Source organism: Syntrophomonas wolfei subsp. methylbutyratica (assembly GCF_001570625.1).
Lineage (GTDB): Bacteria > Bacillota > Syntrophomonadia > Syntrophomonadales > Syntrophomonadaceae > Syntrophomonas > Syntrophomonas methylbutyratica.
In genome coordinates, this window is sequence record NZ_BBQT01000003.1 from 134,878 (window position 1) to 150,818 (window position 15,941).

The 15,941-nt window shown below is 42.0% G+C and carries 19 protein-coding genes and 1 pseudogene; 7 read left to right on the forward strand and 13 right to left on the reverse strand.

What is annotated here, in order from left to right; all coding sequences use genetic code 11:
• Positions 1–23: 23 nt before the first annotated feature.
• The 3 genes and pseudogenes from AWB54_RS03855 to AWB54_RS03865 all read right to left on the reverse strand — a co-directional run.
• Positions 24–1,169 (reverse strand): annotated as a pseudogene (locus AWB54_RS03855) (DUF763 domain-containing protein); the annotation flags it as partial.
• Between the two features lie 154 nt (positions 1,170–1,323).
• On the reverse strand, positions 1,324–1,518 hold the full coding sequence (locus AWB54_RS16635) for a DUF3795 domain-containing protein (protein WP_061213301.1): 195 nt from the start codon (positions 1,516–1,518) through the stop codon (positions 1,324–1,326).
• Positions 1,515–1,712 (reverse strand): DUF3795 domain-containing protein, encoded by a 198-nt coding sequence (locus AWB54_RS03865; protein ID WP_061213302.1) that lies wholly within the window; start codon positions 1,710–1,712, stop codon positions 1,515–1,517. The genes AWB54_RS16635 and AWB54_RS03865 overlap by 4 nt, the downstream gene beginning before the upstream one ends.
• A 187-nt stretch (positions 1,713–1,899) precedes the next feature.
• On the opposite strand from AWB54_RS03865, the gene AWB54_RS03870 reads away from it, so the two are divergent.
• Together AWB54_RS03870 and AWB54_RS03875 are read left to right on the forward strand one after the other, a co-directional pair.
• The gene (locus tag AWB54_RS03870; RefSeq protein WP_061213303.1) at positions 1,900–2,292 is read left to right on the forward strand and encodes a tautomerase family protein; all 393 of its coding nucleotides are present in this window, start codon (positions 1,900–1,902) and stop codon (positions 2,290–2,292) included.
• A 694-nt stretch (positions 2,293–2,986) separates the two neighbouring features.
• Positions 2,987–3,847, forward strand: coding sequence for a DNA polymerase Y family protein (locus tag AWB54_RS03875; RefSeq protein WP_061213304.1), 861 nt, complete (start codon positions 2,987–2,989; stop codon positions 3,845–3,847).
• A gap of 196 nt (positions 3,848–4,043) precedes the next feature.
• On the opposite strand, the gene AWB54_RS03880 is transcribed toward AWB54_RS03875, so the two are convergent.
• The 4 genes from AWB54_RS03880 to AWB54_RS03890 all read right to left on the reverse strand — a co-directional run bounded on the left by AWB54_RS03880 (position 4,044) and on the right by AWB54_RS03890 (position 7,041).
• The gene (locus AWB54_RS03880; RefSeq protein WP_061213305.1) at positions 4,044–4,418 is read right to left on the reverse strand and encodes a YkvA family protein; all 375 of its coding nucleotides are present in this window, start codon (positions 4,416–4,418) and stop codon (positions 4,044–4,046) included.
• A 396-nt stretch (positions 4,419–4,814) separates the two neighbouring features.
• Complete coding sequence (locus tag AWB54_RS15215) at positions 4,815–5,057, reverse strand: DUF763 domain-containing protein (RefSeq protein ID WP_235811081.1); 243 nt, start codon at positions 5,055–5,057, stop codon at positions 4,815–4,817.
• The gene (locus tag AWB54_RS03885) at positions 4,972–5,808 is read right to left on the reverse strand and encodes a GNAT family N-acetyltransferase (protein ID WP_061213306.1); all 837 of its coding nucleotides are present in this window, start codon (positions 5,806–5,808) and stop codon (positions 4,972–4,974) included. Before AWB54_RS03885 ends, AWB54_RS15215 begins: the two co-directional genes overlap by 86 nt.
• Before the next feature lie 663 nt (positions 5,809–6,471).
• Positions 6,472–7,041 (reverse strand): flavodoxin family protein, encoded by a 570-nt coding sequence (locus tag AWB54_RS03890; RefSeq protein ID WP_061213307.1) that lies wholly within the window; start codon positions 7,039–7,041, stop codon positions 6,472–6,474.
• A gap of 722 nt (positions 7,042–7,763) precedes the next feature.
• Between AWB54_RS03890 and AWB54_RS03895 the strand changes: the two genes are divergently transcribed.
• On the forward strand, positions 7,764–8,024 hold the full coding sequence (locus AWB54_RS03895) for an AbrB/MazE/SpoVT family DNA-binding domain-containing protein (protein WP_061213308.1): 261 nt from the start codon (positions 7,764–7,766) through the stop codon (positions 8,022–8,024).
• The gene (locus AWB54_RS03900; RefSeq protein ID WP_061213309.1) at positions 8,024–8,422 is read left to right on the forward strand and encodes a putative toxin-antitoxin system toxin component, PIN family; all 399 of its coding nucleotides are present in this window, start codon (positions 8,024–8,026) and stop codon (positions 8,420–8,422) included. The genes AWB54_RS03895 and AWB54_RS03900 overlap by 1 nt, the downstream gene beginning before the upstream one ends.
• Positions 8,423–8,492: 70 nt before the next feature.
• On the opposite strand, the gene AWB54_RS03905 is transcribed toward AWB54_RS03900, so the two are convergent.
• Positions 8,493–9,113 carry a GNAT family N-acetyltransferase gene (locus AWB54_RS03905; RefSeq protein ID WP_061213310.1) on the reverse strand — a complete coding sequence of 207 codons (621 nt, stop codon included), beginning with the start codon at positions 9,111–9,113 and terminating at the stop codon, positions 8,493–8,495.
• 87 nt (positions 9,114–9,200) lie between these two features.
• Positions 9,201–9,476, reverse strand: coding sequence for a hypothetical protein (locus AWB54_RS03910; RefSeq protein WP_061213311.1), 276 nt, complete (start codon positions 9,474–9,476; stop codon positions 9,201–9,203).
• Between the two features lie 148 nt (positions 9,477–9,624).
• On the opposite strand from AWB54_RS03910, the gene dinB reads away from it, so the two are divergent.
• Positions 9,625–10,806 (forward strand): DNA polymerase IV, encoded by a 1,182-nt coding sequence (dinB, locus tag AWB54_RS03915; RefSeq protein WP_061213312.1) that lies wholly within the window; start codon positions 9,625–9,627, stop codon positions 10,804–10,806.
• Here dinB and AWB54_RS15220 read toward each other — a convergent pair.
• A complete protein-coding gene (locus AWB54_RS15220) occupies positions 10,707–11,033 on the reverse strand; it encodes an AAA family ATPase (protein WP_235811082.1) in 327 nt (108 codons plus the stop codon). The genes dinB and AWB54_RS15220 overlap by 100 nt on opposite strands.
• The gene (locus AWB54_RS03920) at positions 11,005–11,472 is read right to left on the reverse strand and encodes a UPF0158 family protein (RefSeq protein WP_061213313.1); all 468 of its coding nucleotides are present in this window, start codon (positions 11,470–11,472) and stop codon (positions 11,005–11,007) included. Before AWB54_RS03920 ends, AWB54_RS15220 begins: the two co-directional genes overlap by 29 nt.
• A 664-nt stretch (positions 11,473–12,136) precedes the next feature.
• On the opposite strand from AWB54_RS03920, the gene AWB54_RS03925 reads away from it, so the two are divergent.
• Positions 12,137–13,687: a DUF4332 domain-containing protein gene (locus tag AWB54_RS03925; RefSeq protein ID WP_061213314.1), complete on the forward strand. Its 1,551-nt coding sequence runs from the start codon at positions 12,137–12,139 to the stop codon at positions 13,685–13,687.
• 203 nt (positions 13,688–13,890) lie between these two features.
• Here AWB54_RS03925 and AWB54_RS15865 read toward each other — a convergent pair whose 3' ends face one another.
• Positions 13,891–14,052 carry a GNAT family protein gene (locus tag AWB54_RS15865; RefSeq protein ID WP_160328904.1) on the reverse strand — a complete coding sequence of 54 codons (162 nt, stop codon included), beginning with the start codon at positions 14,050–14,052 and terminating at the stop codon, positions 13,891–13,893.
• A 151-nt stretch (positions 14,053–14,203) separates the two neighbouring features.
• A complete protein-coding gene (locus tag AWB54_RS03930; protein ID WP_174520056.1) occupies positions 14,204–14,635 on the reverse strand; it encodes an EamA family transporter in 432 nt (143 codons plus the stop codon).
• A 258-nt stretch (positions 14,636–14,893) separates the two neighbouring features.
• Between AWB54_RS03930 and AWB54_RS03935 the strand changes: the two genes are divergently transcribed.
• Positions 14,894–15,850, forward strand: a complete 957-nt coding sequence (locus tag AWB54_RS03935; RefSeq protein ID WP_061213315.1) for a VanW family protein — start codon at positions 14,894–14,896, stop codon at positions 15,848–15,850.
• Positions 15,851–15,941 lie beyond the last annotated feature (91 nt).

A 15,941-nucleotide genomic window follows, 5' to 3' on the forward strand; every position in this document is an offset into this window, starting at 1 on the left:
CGGCTATCATCAAAAAGAGCTCCTTAGTCAAACAATCCCGGCTGCCGTACTGGGCTTTTTTCCAGACTTGCGGGTTGGGGAGGGGAGGGGGAAATCGGGCTGGCTTGCACCTTTATGGCTTCACTATGCCACCGGGCCAGCTTTCTTAAGGCATCAAGCTGTTCCCGTTGTCCGGCTTTAGCCTTGCGTAGTGCACGCCTAAGGGTGATATAGGATTGTTCAATATCCGCTTCATTAACAGGAAAAGGAAAGCCGTCTTTTCCTCCATGGGCAAAAGAATAGCGTACCGGATCGCTAAAACTGGGCCGGGCTCCATAGGCGACTTCGGCAACCAGACAAAGTGCCCGCAGGGTGCCGGCACCTACTCCGGATACATTAAGCAGGGTTTCAAAATCCTGCGGGTGTTTGTCATAAGCGGCATACAAGGCTTTGTTAAGATAGCCTGTTCGAGGTATAGGATGGCAGGTCGGTAAAGTCAGGGAAGATTCCTGCAAGCGTTTTATCTCCGCCAGGAGCCGATCGGGGTTTTCCTGTACCAAATGAGTGCTAATCTCGCGAATATTTTCATTTTCGTTGGCCACCAGATTTAAGGTATCTGTCGTAAAGTCACAGCAAATAGCGGCCTGGGGCTCTGTTGTAAACGATTCCACAGCATCGCCCAGCCAATGGTAACGACGCGCTTGCCGTAAGTCTTCATTCATTCCCTGCTGAATAACCGCCCAGTGACCATCTTTGGTAAAGAAAAAGCAATGATGATAAATATCGTAGCCATCCTGTACTGCCGCACTATCTACCTTGGCCGACATTTTGCTGGCATAAACCAGATCTTCGGCTGAACAGCTCAACCCGTGGCGATCAGCATGATTCATAATTTCTAAAGGGGTTTGACGGGCGGTACGCCCTTTTCCTCCGGCTACAAAGAGACCGGCCTGAGGACCTATCTCTACCAGGCCTTCTTTTAAGGCACCGCAGACCGTGGTAGTTACCCCGGAAGAATGCCAGTCAAAACCTACTACACAGCCCAGGGCCTGAAACCAGTATGGATGGGAAAGCCGGCGCAGGACTTCATCGGGCCCGTCGTCTTGTAAAATCACTTCGACGATAGCTCTGCTCAAGGCTTTCATGTGGGTAAAAAGCCAGGCAGGACACTTGCCCCCGTGCAGGGGGAGGTTGGCAGTACCGGTTCGCATGATCATAGTCCTTTCGTTCAGGATAGAAATAGTATAACAGAAAAAAGAACAAAAGTTCTATTATTCTTGTTGATATGGTGAAAAATGTATTAATGATTTTCGCAATTCAAGCAAAATTCTCGATTTTGTACAATTATATTGCAAAAGCATTTTGCCAAAACAGTTTAAGGGGTGGAATTTCCATTTCACTCTCGCACGGAAAATCGGCACATTGAAAACAGAAATCAACCCCTTTTTCTCGGTGACAGCTTTTGGCCTTGCAGTTTACCGGACAACGGCTATTGAGTCCCCGGCAGCCTTCACATGATGCTCCGGCCAAAGAGTTCAATATTTTTCAAACTGCTCATATCCGGCAAATTCATAATCGGTCCTGGCCCGAATCGGGGCCAGTCTGCGATAGTTTCCCAGCCGTGACAGCAAATCCCGGCTTAAGCGTGCTATCTCTCCGTCCCTGTATCCCGCACAACGACTGCAGTCCAGCCCACACGGAGCCAGCTTAAGTAAAACCTGTTCGTATTGCATTGGCAAACCTCCTTTTATAAACGACAGAACTTATAAACCATGGTAAAATTATACTTGCGCAGATGGAACTCATGCAGCGACTTTAAGGGCTTTGCTATGGAACCAGTGGATATTTTTGGTGCAAAAACCTGGTAAACAGTCAGATACTTATTTCAGCTAATATTAACAAATGAGAGGAGACATTAATATGCCCTTAGTAAAAATCGAAATATTGCAGGGGAAAAACCGCGAGTACAAAAAAGCTCTTATGGACGGAGTACACAACGCGCTGGTTGAAGCACTGAAGATTCCGGATTATGATCATAATCAGCGCTTATACGAACTGGATGCTGAAAACTTTGAGTATATCGATACCCGAACGGAGTGCAATACAATTATAGAGATTGCCATGTTCGCGGGCCGTAGCCGGGCCGCCAAAGTAGACCTCTATTCAGCTATCTGTCGTAATCTGGAAACCAACCCTGGCATACCGGCTACTGATATTACTATTGTTTTAAATGAAATTCCCCTGCACAACTGGGGCATAAGAGGCGGAAAGCCCGCTGATGAAGTAGACCTGGGCTTTACAGTGAAGATTTAATATGATTGCTGTTTTCTGGTGGCAAGAATCCAGGTATTAGTTTCTCGAAAACCTAAAGATTTGTATAACTCTGCAAGAAAATCATCATCCGATTTATAAAACAAATAAGGTTTTATGTGGCTCTATGTAAGATTTCTGCAAAGGTTTGATACACAATCCTTTGCATACCTGCTGACAGAAGCCGAAGATAGGCGTAGAAGAAGCCCGCGATTGAGGAACCTGGTACGTTGCGGGAGGGATTTTTAGCAACAACGCAGAACGTGCATTTTAGACCCAATCACCGGCTGCGGGCATCCTGGGCGATGATACGACCAACTAGCTTTTCATAAAAATGTCAGCTACCCCTTAACCGTCCCGGAGAATCCAGGGAATCAAAAAACTTATACCATCCCCGGCTCTTGCAGGTATATAGTGGTTCTATTAAATTTGACTCGGCTTTACTAGATCAAATGTTAATGGATGACCAGGAATATTCTCTTCAAAGTTCAGTATTTCCATCAATGATCACCGACATTTTCTTGATGCGGTGGTTACTATAATCAGGAGATACCCAATAATTATTAATCTTACTCTCAATAGCAGTATGAAGAGTAATTCAAACGGAGATTTCCCATCAGGAACTACATTTTCCATATCTTTGTTTTAATGATTTGCTATAATTGACTATATATTTGCTTTTCCGGGAGGGCAATCCATGGCAGAGCTTACTAATATTCTACACTGTGATTTGGATGCCTTTTTTGCTTCGGTTGAACAATTGGATAACCCCTCATTGCGGGGTAAACCAGTTGTAGTAGGAGGAAGTATACATTCCCGTGGAGTAGTATCTACTTGCTCCTATGAAGCCAGAAATTTTGGTGGCTTACGCATTATTACTGAAAGTGAAGCATTAGAGCTATTAAGACCGTTGCCGGTATCTCGAATATGGGGGATAGGGCAAAAGACAGAGCGGCGCCTGGACAAACTGGGTATAAAAACTATTGGCGATATTCAAGACTTGCCGCCGGAATGGTTGGAAGACAAAATCGGCTCAGCCGGTCGCTTGTTCTGGGAACTGGCTCATGGAATTGATAAGAGGGCAGTGGAACCGGAATATGAAAGAAAGTCTCTGGGCCGGGAAGAAACCTTCCCTGAGGATATAAACGATACCGCCTACCTGGAAAAACTAATCGCACAATTCGCGGCTGAGTTATGCAGGAAATTGCGCCAGGAAGCGCTTTTTGCTGCCACCATCACCATTAAGCTAAGATATAGTAATTTTAAAGCCATCACCCGCAGCAAGACCATAAACCCCTGCAATTCGGATATTATCGTAACCCAAATTGCCAGTGAATTATTACATCATTCCTATAACAACAAACACCCCCTGCGCCTTTTCGGCTTATCCCTGGGGCAGCTGTCGTCCGTTACAAGTTTGGAGCAGGGGATTCTGTTCGAGCCCCAATTAAACGCTGATTATAAAAACATTGACCGGCTCATGGATGAGATAAGGGATCGTTTTGGCCCTGGAGCCATAAAGCGGGCCAACCTGTTGCCCCATAAGGATATTGAGTAATCTCTAGTAGTCCCTTTTAAGATGAATCAGCTATTAATATGTCTATAATAATGTTAGAGGTGGGGAGCAGACTATGAACCGGATAATTATAACTTCCCACTCTGCAAGAAATCCCGAATATTCATATGTTTAATACCTAAACAGCATTCTCACAGGCCTTAATATAGTTATATACCGTTTCCGGAGCTGCTTGAATTTAAAATGCTAGCTGTTTCACTATTAAATAAAAAAGAATCAGCCATATTGAAAAAATTATAATTCCAGCATATATGCCCTTTATAGTTATATGGTATAAACCGTTCTGTTTTTCTTTATATTCTAAGAAAACCTCATCCGGTATGAGTTTTATTGCCAAAGCAATACCCGCAGGGATAAGAATCAAATCATCAAGATAGCCCAATACAGGTATAAAATCGGGTATCAAATCTATGGGGCTAAAAGCATATGAAATCACAATAAAAATTAATGCTTTCGCATACCAGGGGGTGCGTTTATCTTTGAATGCCAAAAACAAAACACCTAAGTTGGTTTTTATTTCTTCAGCGTGGGATTTTAAAGATTGAGTGTTCACTGGCAGTCCCCTTTAAGATGAATTAGTTATTAATATTAAATATTAACTGTTTTAGTGCGCAGTTCAAACCCCTATGCTCTGGCTCTGAAAATTAAGTCAGCACAACCAAACAACACCAGAGGAGGAATGCTTTTCATGTTAGTGAGTCAGGCTCATAGAAAAAACTGCACCAGGAACCGGTTGTATTGCCAGAGGCGCGGTGTTAGGGATGTTGACCCCGGCAATACTAAAAAAAATATTTTGAGACGCGATATTGTTCAAAGCCAGGTTGGGGTCGATTAACCATTAGTGAAGGTCACGTTCAAGGGTAGTATAAGATAGTTCAATATCCGCTTCGTTAACAGGAAAAGGAAAACCGTCTTTGCCTCCGTGAGCAAAAGAATAGGTACCGGATCGCTAAAACTGTGCCGGGCTCCATAGGCGACTTTCTTTGGTAAAGAAAAAGCAATGATGATAAATATCGTAGCTATCCTGTACTGCAGCACTATCTACCTTGGCCGAGATTTTGCTGGCACAGACCAAATCTTCGGCTGAGCAGCTTAGTCCATAGAGATCAGCATGATTCATAATTTCTACAGGGGTCTGACGGGCGGTACGTCCTTTTCCTCCGGCTACAAAAAGACCGGTTTGAGGTGGCAAGAATCCAGGTATTAGTCTCCCGAAAACCTAAAGATTTGTAAAACTCTGCAAGAAAATCATCATCCGATTTATAAAACAAATAAGGTTTTATATGGTTAGATGTAAGATCTCTGCAAAGGTTTGATACACAATCCTTTGCATATCCATGGTTTCTATATCCGGGAATGGTGTAAACTGAACCAATCATTGCCGCATCGTTGGTTTGAGTGGTTGTCAAAGCACAGGATACTATTTCATGATCCTTATAAATAAAGTAAGCCTTACCCCAGGATAAGATTGCCGGTAGCCTACTCGCGGCGTCTATTAGCATATCATTGTTGCTGTAAAACTTTATAAGGTCTTTCAAGTTTGATTCCGCAGCTTTTTGACTGACGGTTGCTGGATTATTAGAAACAATCGCGGGGGTATACTCACAAAAGGAGTATATATGTTTATCCCGTTCCGGTCCTTTACTTATTCTCAAGAGATGTTCAACCAAATCTTTTCGGCCCACAACATGAACGCTATGAATAATCGGCAATTGGTCAGCTATGGCATTTACATAGTTAATATCCGACGAAGAAATACAGCAATGGATGGGAGTTAATAAAAGGGCCAATACTATTTTACTTTTGTATTTTGCAATTAGGACTTCCACGCTGGAATTATGAAATATTTCATTTAAATAGGTAAAGAAATACAGGTTGTTGGTATAGTCAAGCCTGAGAAAAGAGCTTAGTTCTGCAGAATCATCACATTTGGTTATAATCATTTTCAAAAACCCCAAACATCAGATTATCTGTGCTAAAGATTAATAGAGAAAGTTTCTACACATACATTCTCGATAACAAAATGACCACTGGTAAAGTTATGATTGGATGAATCAGCCTGAAGTCTAATCCCGAAGTTCTCTTTGGCTGTAAATGTGATTTTTCCTCCAGATAATTCAAGACTGGTGTTACAGTCTCCGATGCGCAAGCCTGGGAACACTTTTTTCAGAAAATAGTACCTGGTAGAGTACCTGCAGATATATGACCTTTCACGGTATACTGATAATGAGATAAAAGGTGAAGCCAGCTTAGAATATATTGTTTACTGCATTTAGAGATATATTTGCAAAGGATAGTAAGGGCCTGCAGGATTCTGTCTTTAGAACGGTAGGCTATCTTAGTCCAGTCCAATACCTTGAACAGTGGCAGAAAGGCCAATTAAGATCGGCATACCATCCAGTTGCCACCGGGACGGCAAGAAATTAGTTACATACGGGATCGCTTTCAGAACGCTTAAAACTATATATTCGCTGATTATCGCAAGATAACATTAGCCCATGCCCATTGCCCGGAACCACTCATTACTTCTTTACAAGGAGCAGGTCCAATTCAACCACGCGGACATCAGTATGATTATATTGGATCTGTTGATAAAAGCGTAAAACTTAGAATCTGTTGCTGACAATTCTGCATTTTTTTAATAGCCTGTTGCTGATTTGTGGCCTGGACTTAGTTCCGGGTTTTATAATCTTGCCCAGGATTCTATATCCACCATAATTTAAAACGTGATTTACTGCCCTTATTGCTCCTCTGCTTTCGGCTACGATAAAATTTAATGGCCATGGAGTGCTACAAGCAGTTACTATTACCGCTGGTTTTCCCTTTTGGCGCGGATAAGGCATGCCATTTCTTTTTTCACCCATCATTACCGGTACGTTCCGGTCAAATAAAAGTTTGAGCTGAGCACTCATGTTTCCCCAATGTGTTGGCGTGCCAATTATAAGGCCGTCAGCCTCATTTATTTTACGTCCAACTATATGCGCATCATCTTGCGGTAAGATACATTCTTGGTCTTGCCGACACTTCATACAGGCAATACAAGGTTCAATTTTTAATTCATATACATTAATCCATTCCACCTCATATTTATTAGGAATTCCATCAATAACGCTTTTAAGAAGATTAGCAACTGTTCCATTTTTGCGTGGACTACCGTTTAAAACCAATATGCGCATATTAACCCTCCTGCGAAGATAGTCCAGCTATTCCTGCGAACTACCATAATAAGTTAATTATATGTGATTTAGCTGACTGTTGCAGACTATTCTTGTTAATTTCTTTATATTGACCCGTATCCCATGCTTTAATAGTCGAGTTTAAAATATATTTTTTCAGAAAACAAAAAAGAGAGATGGCCTTTTCTCTCTTTTTTGCATGAAACCAATACTATAATCGCAGCCGACATTTAAGCTCGACATAGCCTATGTAACACAGCGATGCACATATAGCTACAAAAAGCTCTGTTTTTAGGGATGCAATCCAAGATTGCAAATAAAACTTTATTTAACCATGTCATAAGCCCACTTTCAGGTTCGGATGGAATCTCAAAACCGCATAAATCAATCAACTCTTTTACATCGTTTTGCCTGGACAACGGCATGTTATCGATTACCACAGGTTTAAGCGATAACTCTTTACCGGATATATCTCGAATAACAAATTGATAAATTTCTTCATTATATGAACCAGGTCCGAAATACCCCGAGCTCCAAAACAATTTCTAGTTTTACTTATACCGATAATATTTGAAAGGATATGGTTCAAAGAAACATATTGCTATCTATCGGCTTACATTTCCTGTTTCGATCACCGCTTTCACGTATACAAACTGCTGTTTACGGCATATACTATGGATAAAGAAATCTTGATAATTCAAGAATTGAAAGGAGTGATATTGATGAACCTGGCAAAGGTATCTGCCAACGGTCAGGTCACTGTTCCCATCGAAATTCGACGTAAACTTAACCTTAAGGAAGGAGATAAAATACTCTTTATTGAGCGTGAAAACGGTGAAATTGTAATTAACAATGCGTCTGCCACGGCCATTCTAAAAGCTCAAAAGGCATTTGCGGGAGTGGCTGAAAAAGCCGGTATCCAGGATGAAGACCAGGTGCAGATTCTTATTGATGAAGTACGCTACGGAAAGGATTCCAAGTAATGAAGATACTGGTCGATACAAACATTCTCATATCCGCAATACTCTGGCCTAATTCAAAGCCCGCTGCCGCTTTGCTCCACGTTGCGCGGTTTCATGAATTGGTGTTATGCGACCGTAATATCTTTGAACTGCGGGATGTGCTGAGACGTAAGGCACCGCAGGCTTTGGCCGATGTTGGTGTTTTCCTGGCCGAGCTTGCTTATGTTTTAGTGCCTGCACCTGAATATCCGCAGAAACTGATAAGCGATCCAAAGGATCAGCCGATTCTCAATGCCGCCATCGTTGCGGATGTTGACATCATTATCAGCGGGGATAAGCATTTCTTGATGCTTGATATGGAGCGCCCGCGTACAATGACTGCCGCGCAGTATTTGGAATGGATTGTATCGGGAGGATAGATTCAGTTTTTACGTACATTTATTACTTCGGGTTTTTGCTTTCATACATGGGATACATCCAGGATGAGTTTCAAAAACATATGGGGAGTTTATTCCAACCATATGCAATCACGGGAGCAGTAAATCCCCGGTATTTATCAATATCCTGGGCGATGATACGGCCGCCCAGTTTTTCATAAAAACGGCGGCTGGGGTTTTCCGCCAGAGCCCAGACCATCATGGTATTCCAGTTTCTCTGCCGAAAAACCTGACTGACCCTGTATACCAGGCAACACCCGATTCCCCGACTCTGAAAAGCTGGTGCTATGTGCAGGTTGTAGATTTCACCCATATACCTTAAGTCTTGACGGTGGTTTTTTCCTGCCATGATAAAAGCCATCATTTCACCGCTTTTGTTCTCCGCGACTAATGCCACTGCCTGATTCTCCTCCCAACGGGCAAAGAAGTTTTCAATCTCCGATTGTTTTTGGGAACAGGAGAGTTCCTCCATCAACTGGCGGGGAAGAAATTTTCCATAACTATCGCGCCAGGTGGCGACATTAATCCTGGCCATAGCTGGGGCATCGCTTGGTTGGGCTTCTCTTATCACAATCTGCTCCATGGGTAAGGGCACGATTTTATTATCATCTGTTAAGCGGCTGTTTAAAGCCTTTTCCATATAAAAGTAATCCAGCCTTTCATTATCGCTCACCTAAATAAATGCTTCTTCCCTGATCCGGTAACCGAGATGCTGATAGAATGCCTGTGAAGGTATGTTTATCACTGCTTTGACTTTTGTTTAACAACTACATCCGCATCCATTGCCGGGGATCTCCATTTTGAGGCACTCGGCTTTTACATCTCCGATAGCATTGAGAACATCACATAGGTTTTCCACTCGTTTTTCGTCGCCGCAAAGTTCCAGGAAAATAAAACCCGCAGCATTCTCGTCCTTGCTCAGTTCGTGGTTGATTCCCAACCTGGTTCTGATGATATCCCCATTGTCGGTCAAAATCTGCTGCACCTTTACTGCGCTTTCCATTCTTTTACCGATAAGAATAACGATCGCATCCATTTCCATTCCCCCTTTAAATTAGTATTCCTGCCATATAATATATGCTATTTCCATATATAACACCATCATTTTCCATCCCTTCCCGGTGGGGAATGATTTGCTATAATATACCTATATATTAACTTTTTCGGGGGTGGGGGGGCAGTCCATGGCGGAACCTACTAATATCCTGCATTGTGATCTTGATGCCTTTTTTGCTTCGGTTGAACAATTGGATAACCCCTCGCTGCGGGGTAAACCAGTGGTAGTAGGAGGAAGCATACATTCCCGGGGAGTAGCTTCCACTTGCTCCTATGAAGCCAGAAAGTTCGGCATCCGGTCGGCTATGCCCACTGCTCAGGCCTACCGTCTTTGCCCCCAGGCAGTCTTTCTTCCGGTAAATATGCCGCGCTATCTGGAAATGTCAAAACAGGTATTTTCCATCCTCAGCCGGTACTCTCCTATTATGGAGGTTATTTCCATTGACGAAGCCTTCCTGGATATCAGCGGCTGTTCCGGCCTGTACGGCAGCCAGGAAAAAATCGGCTGCTTGATTAAGGAGCAGGTCTATTCCGAACTGGGGCTTACCATTTCAGTAGGCATTTCCTATAACAAATTCCTGGCCAAACTGGCATCAGATATGGACAAACCGGATGGCTTACGCATTATTACAGAAAGTGAAGCATTGGAACTATTAAGACCGTTGCCGGTATCGCGAATATGGGGGATAGGGCAGAAGACTGAGCAGAGGCTGGTCAGACTGGGGATAAAAACTATTGGCGATATTCAAGACCTGCCGCCGGAATGGCTGGAAGACAAAATCGGCTCAGCCGGTCGCTTGTTCTGGGAACTAGCTCATGGAATTGACAAGAGGGTAGTGGAGCCGGAACATGAAAGGAAGTCTCTGGGTCGGGAAGAAACCTTCCCCGAGGACATTAACGATACCGTCTATCTGGAAAAACTAATCGCTCAATTTGCCGCCGAGTTGTGCAGGAAATTGCGACAGGAGGAGCTTTTAGCCGGCAGTGTCACCATTAAGCTAAGATACAGTAATTTTAAAACCATCACCCGCAGCAAGACCATAACTCCCTGCGATTCCGATATAATCGTAACCCAAATTGCCGGTGAATTATTACATCATTTCTACAACAACAAACGACCCCTGCGCCTTTTCGGCTTATCTCTGGGGCATTTATCGCCAGCGGCAAGTTTGGAGCAGGGGAGTCTGTTTGAGCCCCAATTAAACGCTGATTATAAAAGCATTGACCGGCTCATGGATGAAATAAGGGATCGCTTTGGCCCTGGAGCCATAAAGCGGGCCAACTTGTTGCCCCATAAGGATATTGAGTGATCTCTGGCAGTCCCCTTCAGAGCGTTGGAACCAGTAATATATATGTTTGCATCAAAATCAACCGATAAGGAATTAACACAGGTTTCCCACTGTATGACTTCTTGAATTTCATCCAGGAATAAATACGCTTTCCCCGAAATCTCTGATAATTTCCAGCTTAAATCCTGATACAGCGCATCACCGGTTTTTATAATGCTGTTAAATATATGGTATGTTATTATACTCACACCATTCGATGGCAATTTCTTTAAATGTTTCTTCGCGAAATTTATCCCACTGTTGTTGAATCCCCAATCTTTGAACCTTATCCTTAAAACGCCTGAATGCTCCCCTGCCTCTAATTGCATATAATAGTTCGTTCATTATTTTTTCATTATCCAAAGAAAAACAAAAGTTCTCCATAATGTTATACTCATTAATGTCATATTTATCAGGAAGTTCAACATATTTATCCCAATTAACAATAATATCTAAAGCTTCCATAATGTTTTGCTTTTGCCAATCCGGATATTGAGAAAAATCATCACCTTCATCTGATTCTTCAGCTATAGATAAACCCTCGTTACTGACAGTAACAATTATATTAGTTTCTTTGTTCAAATACGTATGGTATTCATCCATTTGCATATCCATTTCATCAATCAGTTCCGATATTTTGACCGGCATATAATCATCACCTTTCGTTATTTTCCAACGGATTTACTTCAGTTAAACTCGGAGTTGCTTTGACCCCGGAGTCCATAAACCGGGTCAACTGCAAAAGCCTGACATACTTTTTACCGCAAGTAATTGGCTAATTGTCTCCCTAATTCCATGGATATAGCTTGATGGCTGGTAGAAGGTGCCGGGCTCATATCATAAGGAACTCGATTATTTCCCATCTTTCTTCATCTGGCCACTGCAGGTAGCCGGCATAAGTGTTTTTTATCCGGTTCAAGGGAGGTTGGGAAGATTTTCATTCCCGGCTTTGCACAATTTGCAGGTGCCCTATTGCTGGAGTGTAACCAATTCCAAACTTTATAATTTCTATTACAGTTAACTTCATAAAATGAAGGCAAGTTGCTGAATACCCATTTACTGGTTCTCACAGGAATTTATTGGTTGGGAAGAGAATTGCAAGTAATATTGTACATTATATTCCTAATCAGGGGTTGCACAACAGAAAATGAGGAGATATTTCCATGATCACTTTTAAATCAGGATATAAATACAGAATAAAAAAGACCAAAACCAACTTGACAGATTAAGTCCAGAGCATGTTATATTGGTATAAAATGGGTAAGAGGGGTCTAGGCAGTACGGATAAGAAATATTCACAGGGGATGATATCATGGGGTATTATATTGATTTCAACAAAATTACTTTAGAAGAATTTCAAAGGATGTTGGAGTCCACATATCTGCTTCCCAGTCAGCAGATAATTGCAGAGGATATAAGTGAGAGGTTTCAGGTTTTGCAATCGCTTGGAATAAACAATATGCAGCAGTTGCAGCAGACACTGAAAAACAAGGATGCAGTTAACCGCTTTTCCGAGAAGACTTCACTGCCCGTTGATTATTTAACTGTTCTCCGGCGCATGGTCAACAGTTATCACCCGCAGCCCAGGATTATAAAGGATTATACTGTTTTAAGCATAGAAATCACAGATAAGCTGGAGCGTATGGGTATTAAAACGACGCCCCAGCTTTATGATAAAGTAGCGGCTAAAGCCGATAGGAATGTGTTGAAAAAAGAACTGGATATTAATGATGAGGAAGCGCTGCTGTTAGCCAGGCTGGCTGATATTTCCAGGATAAGATATGTTAATCCGGCTTTTGCCAGCTTGCTGTTGAACTCTGCTTACGATACCGTTATCAAAATAAGGAATGCGGATTACCGGGAGATGTATGAACAATTGGTGAAGTTGAATAAAGATCGGAGATATTATAAAGGAAGGATAAATCTGAAGGATATGGAATTCCTGATCAATGATACCGATTATATTCCGCTGGATATAGAATATGAGTATGATATTATGAGGATCATTAAAGACAACAAAATTAATTTAATGGCAATGCAGGAATCCATTAGGAAGCCGGCACTCTATGGAAAAAGTACCGCTAAATTTTGGGATGACGAGTATATATCCGAGCAAATGCTGAAACTGCATTTAGACCCTGAAGTAGAATCGGCCAGTAAAACTGAAGAGACGATTGCGGCTGAAACCAGTTTCATAATCAATTGGACGGGTATGGATGAAGAGAAAGCCGTACTTGACCTGGGCTGCGGGCCCGGACTTTATGTTAAGAAATTTGCGGAAACGGGAGCAAAGGTTAAAGGTATTGATCTTTCCCAGCGATCAATCGATTATGCCAACCGATATATTAAAGCCGGGCATGAAAATATTTATTTTACCAGAATGAACTATCTCGATATTGATTATGCGGAGTCCTTTGATATAGCCACGCTCATTTTTTATGATTTCTGTGCGCTGAACAGCACGGAACAAAACCGGCTGCTGGACAAAATTCACCGCTCGCTAAAAAGCAACGGAGTATTTATATTTGATGTAGTTACGGTAAACAGGGAATCTTCTGAATCAACTAGCATTTCTATATGGGAGAGCGGTTTTTGGAGTCCTGACCCCTATGTTGAAATAATGAATACTTTTATATATGAAAAACCCAGAACAGAGGGAACACAATATACGATTATCGCTGAAGACGGCTCAATTAAAATCATCAGACTCTATCACCGACTGTTTGAAATGGCGGAAATTCAGAAATTACTTAACGATCATCATTTTAAAGTTGAAAATATTTACAATAATTTAAAAGGTGAGTCTCTTACCGAGAATTCAGAAACATATGGAATTATTGCCCGCAAAGCAAAGAAGCTTTAGAGTCCGGTACAGGAATGCTCAGCTTACAGGTAATTCAGGAGTTCTGTAATGTCGCTTTAAACTAATTACCAGCGTTTCTTTCGCTGTGCTCTACCATTGCACAGTTAAGATGCACATGCTCACATGCATTCAAAATTCCCCCCCCGAATGGCTGGAAGAAAAAATCGGCTCAGCCGGTCGCTTGTTCTGGGAACAGGTTGTTATTACGAAGAACGGCGAATGAAGATAGGTAGTTCATTCCAACCATATGCAATCACGGGAGCAGTAAACCCCCGGTATTTATCAATATCCTGGGTGATGATACGGCCGCCCAGTTTTTCATAAAAACGGCGGCTGGGGTTTTCCGCCAGAGCCCAGACCATCATGGTATTCCAGTTTCTCTGCAACGAGGCGGGGGAATTAGAACCCGCCGCCTGTTTTGTTAATAGGAACCGACCGCTTAAAGAAGCACCCTGCGGGCACCACTGATGTTCGCTTCGCTCACCATTATGGATGCGGGGGACATATTTCACCTCGTTATAATAGTAAAAAGATGCCCATGATAATATACCCGGCTCCCAGACATTTCCATGCCGTAATAGGCTCACCCAAAAAAAGCGCAGCACAAATCATCGTGACCAGGGGTGAGGCTGCCATAATCATAGACACAATAGAAACATTTCCGCCTTTGATCGCTGCGAAATATGCCAGATCTCCAATTACGGTAGCTAGTATCGCTTCCACCGCGATTAGAATTGATTGATGTAAAGTTATTTGTCTAAATTGAGTAATTCCACCGCTTACTCCCATCCAGGAGCTGACCAGGACCACAGCAATAATTGTCCTTAGAACTAAGCCAGTTGCCGGATTAACATTCTGTAAACCTAGTTTCGCGAATATGGGCGCAATTCCCCAACATAGCATTCCTACCAAGGCCAACCAAATTACCATTGATTTACGACCTTTCATTGTAAAAACCCATATTGCTTTCTCCCAAAAGAAAAATCGGTTTAAGCAAGCTTACTATTCATTGTAGTAGAATTCACAAGCCTGATTAGACTCTGTCATTACCAAAAAACCAAGCTGGAATTTCCTTTTGGGTTTACCAATGGTTCCGCGCAAATCCCTGTTTATACTTCATTTAATAACATTCGCTAGTTTATGCATTTTGATAATAGAACAAAATACTCATATGAATATTAAATAACAGAAAAGTGAGGATTAATATTGTATATTCGATATATCAGGATTGGATTGATTTCTTTACTTATTTTATTATTAGGAACAATAAATCATGCTATATATACTGACAATTTGTCTGACCGTCCCGGAATAAATTTGGATTTTCTGCCTTATGCTACATCAAAGGAGAGAATTATTTATTCAACCCCATCTGCTTCAAGCTCAGTAACTTTACTTCCCTGGGAAAATGACCCGGACTTTCAAGCAGCTGTAGCAGAGAATGAAGCCATGATACAATTAGCCAACTACTGTACAGTATTACAGGACCCTTTGCCGGGGGAAGAGACCAACGTTCACATTGCTGCCCGCTTATTGAAAGGAACAGTTGTAAAATCCGGTCAAATATTTTCTCAAAATGAGAAAATTGGGCCCTACAGTCAGGATAAAGGATTTCAACATGGACCCGTTTATATTGGCTATCAGTTAAAAACTACGGTTGGCGGGGGTGTATGCAAAATTGCTTCAACCCTGTATAATGTTACAATTTTGTCGAATTTGCCGGTTATTGAACGATACGCCCACAGCATGCCGGTTCCCTATGTGCCGCTCGGGCAAGATGCAACGGTTTGTTATGGAGTTAAGGATTTTAAATTTTTGAACAATACCCCTTATCCCATTTTAATCTGGGCAGAGAGTATCGAGAACCGGCTTTATATTGCTTTCTATGGGCAGACAACTCCTCCTAGAGTTAAATGGCACCACGAAATAGTAAAAGAAATCAAAACTTACAATATTTACAGGAAAAACTATGCCGTTGAGGCTGGAAAAGAAAAAGTAATTTTGCAAGGGATGGATGGTGCGATAGTACGGTCATGGCTGACCATAGAAGATCCCCAGCAGGGTAAAATAATCACCAAAAAGCTGGGCAAAGATTATTACAATCCCATGCCTTCGATTGTTGAAAAAGGTATGAAGAAAGCTACTTCTATTCCACTTCATTAATTTAGTCATAATACTTTATTCTTGTTTTGCTTAACCATCACCATATGCACACTGTAATACTTTTATTCATACAATGCATCATGCAATGCAC

Excerpts from the sequence above, each read along its gene's own strand:
- AWB54_RS03885 (WP_061213306.1), bottom strand. The coding sequence starts at position 5,808 with ATGATTATAACCAAATGTGATGATTCTGCAGAACTAAGCTCTTTTCTC.
- AWB54_RS03920 (WP_061213313.1), bottom strand. The coding sequence starts at position 11,472 with ATGCCGGTCAAAATATCGGAACTGATTGATGAAATGGATATGCAAATG.
- AWB54_RS03910 (WP_061213311.1), bottom strand. The coding sequence starts at position 9,476 with ATGGATGCGATCGTTATTCTTATCGGTAAAAGAATGGAAAGCGCAGTA.
- AWB54_RS03890 (WP_061213307.1), bottom strand. The coding sequence starts at position 7,041 with ATGCGCATATTGGTTTTAAACGGTAGTCCACGCAAAAATGGAACAGTT.
- AWB54_RS03925 (WP_061213314.1), top strand. The coding sequence starts at position 12,137 with ATGGGGTATTATATTGATTTCAACAAAATTACTTTAGAAGAATTTCAA.
- AWB54_RS03870 (WP_061213303.1), top strand. The coding sequence starts at position 1,900 with ATGCCCTTAGTAAAAATCGAAATATTGCAGGGGAAAAACCGCGAGTAC.
- dinB (WP_061213312.1), top strand. The coding sequence starts at position 9,625 with ATGGCGGAACCTACTAATATCCTGCATTGTGATCTTGATGCCTTTTTT.
- AWB54_RS03895 (WP_061213308.1), top strand. The coding sequence starts at position 7,764 with ATGAACCTGGCAAAGGTATCTGCCAACGGTCAGGTCACTGTTCCCATC.
- AWB54_RS03930 (WP_174520056.1), bottom strand. The coding sequence starts at position 14,635 with ATGAAAGGTCGTAAATCAATGGTAATTTGGTTGGCCTTGGTAGGAATG.
- AWB54_RS03900 (WP_061213309.1), top strand. The coding sequence starts at position 8,024 with ATGAAGATACTGGTCGATACAAACATTCTCATATCCGCAATACTCTGG.
- AWB54_RS15865 (WP_160328904.1), bottom strand. The coding sequence starts at position 14,052 with ATGATGGTCTGGGCTCTGGCGGAAAACCCCAGCCGCCGTTTTTATGAA.
- AWB54_RS03865 (WP_061213302.1), bottom strand. The coding sequence starts at position 1,712 with ATGCAATACGAACAGGTTTTACTTAAGCTGGCTCCGTGTGGGCTGGAC.
- AWB54_RS03875 (WP_061213304.1), top strand. The coding sequence starts at position 2,987 with ATGGCAGAGCTTACTAATATTCTACACTGTGATTTGGATGCCTTTTTT.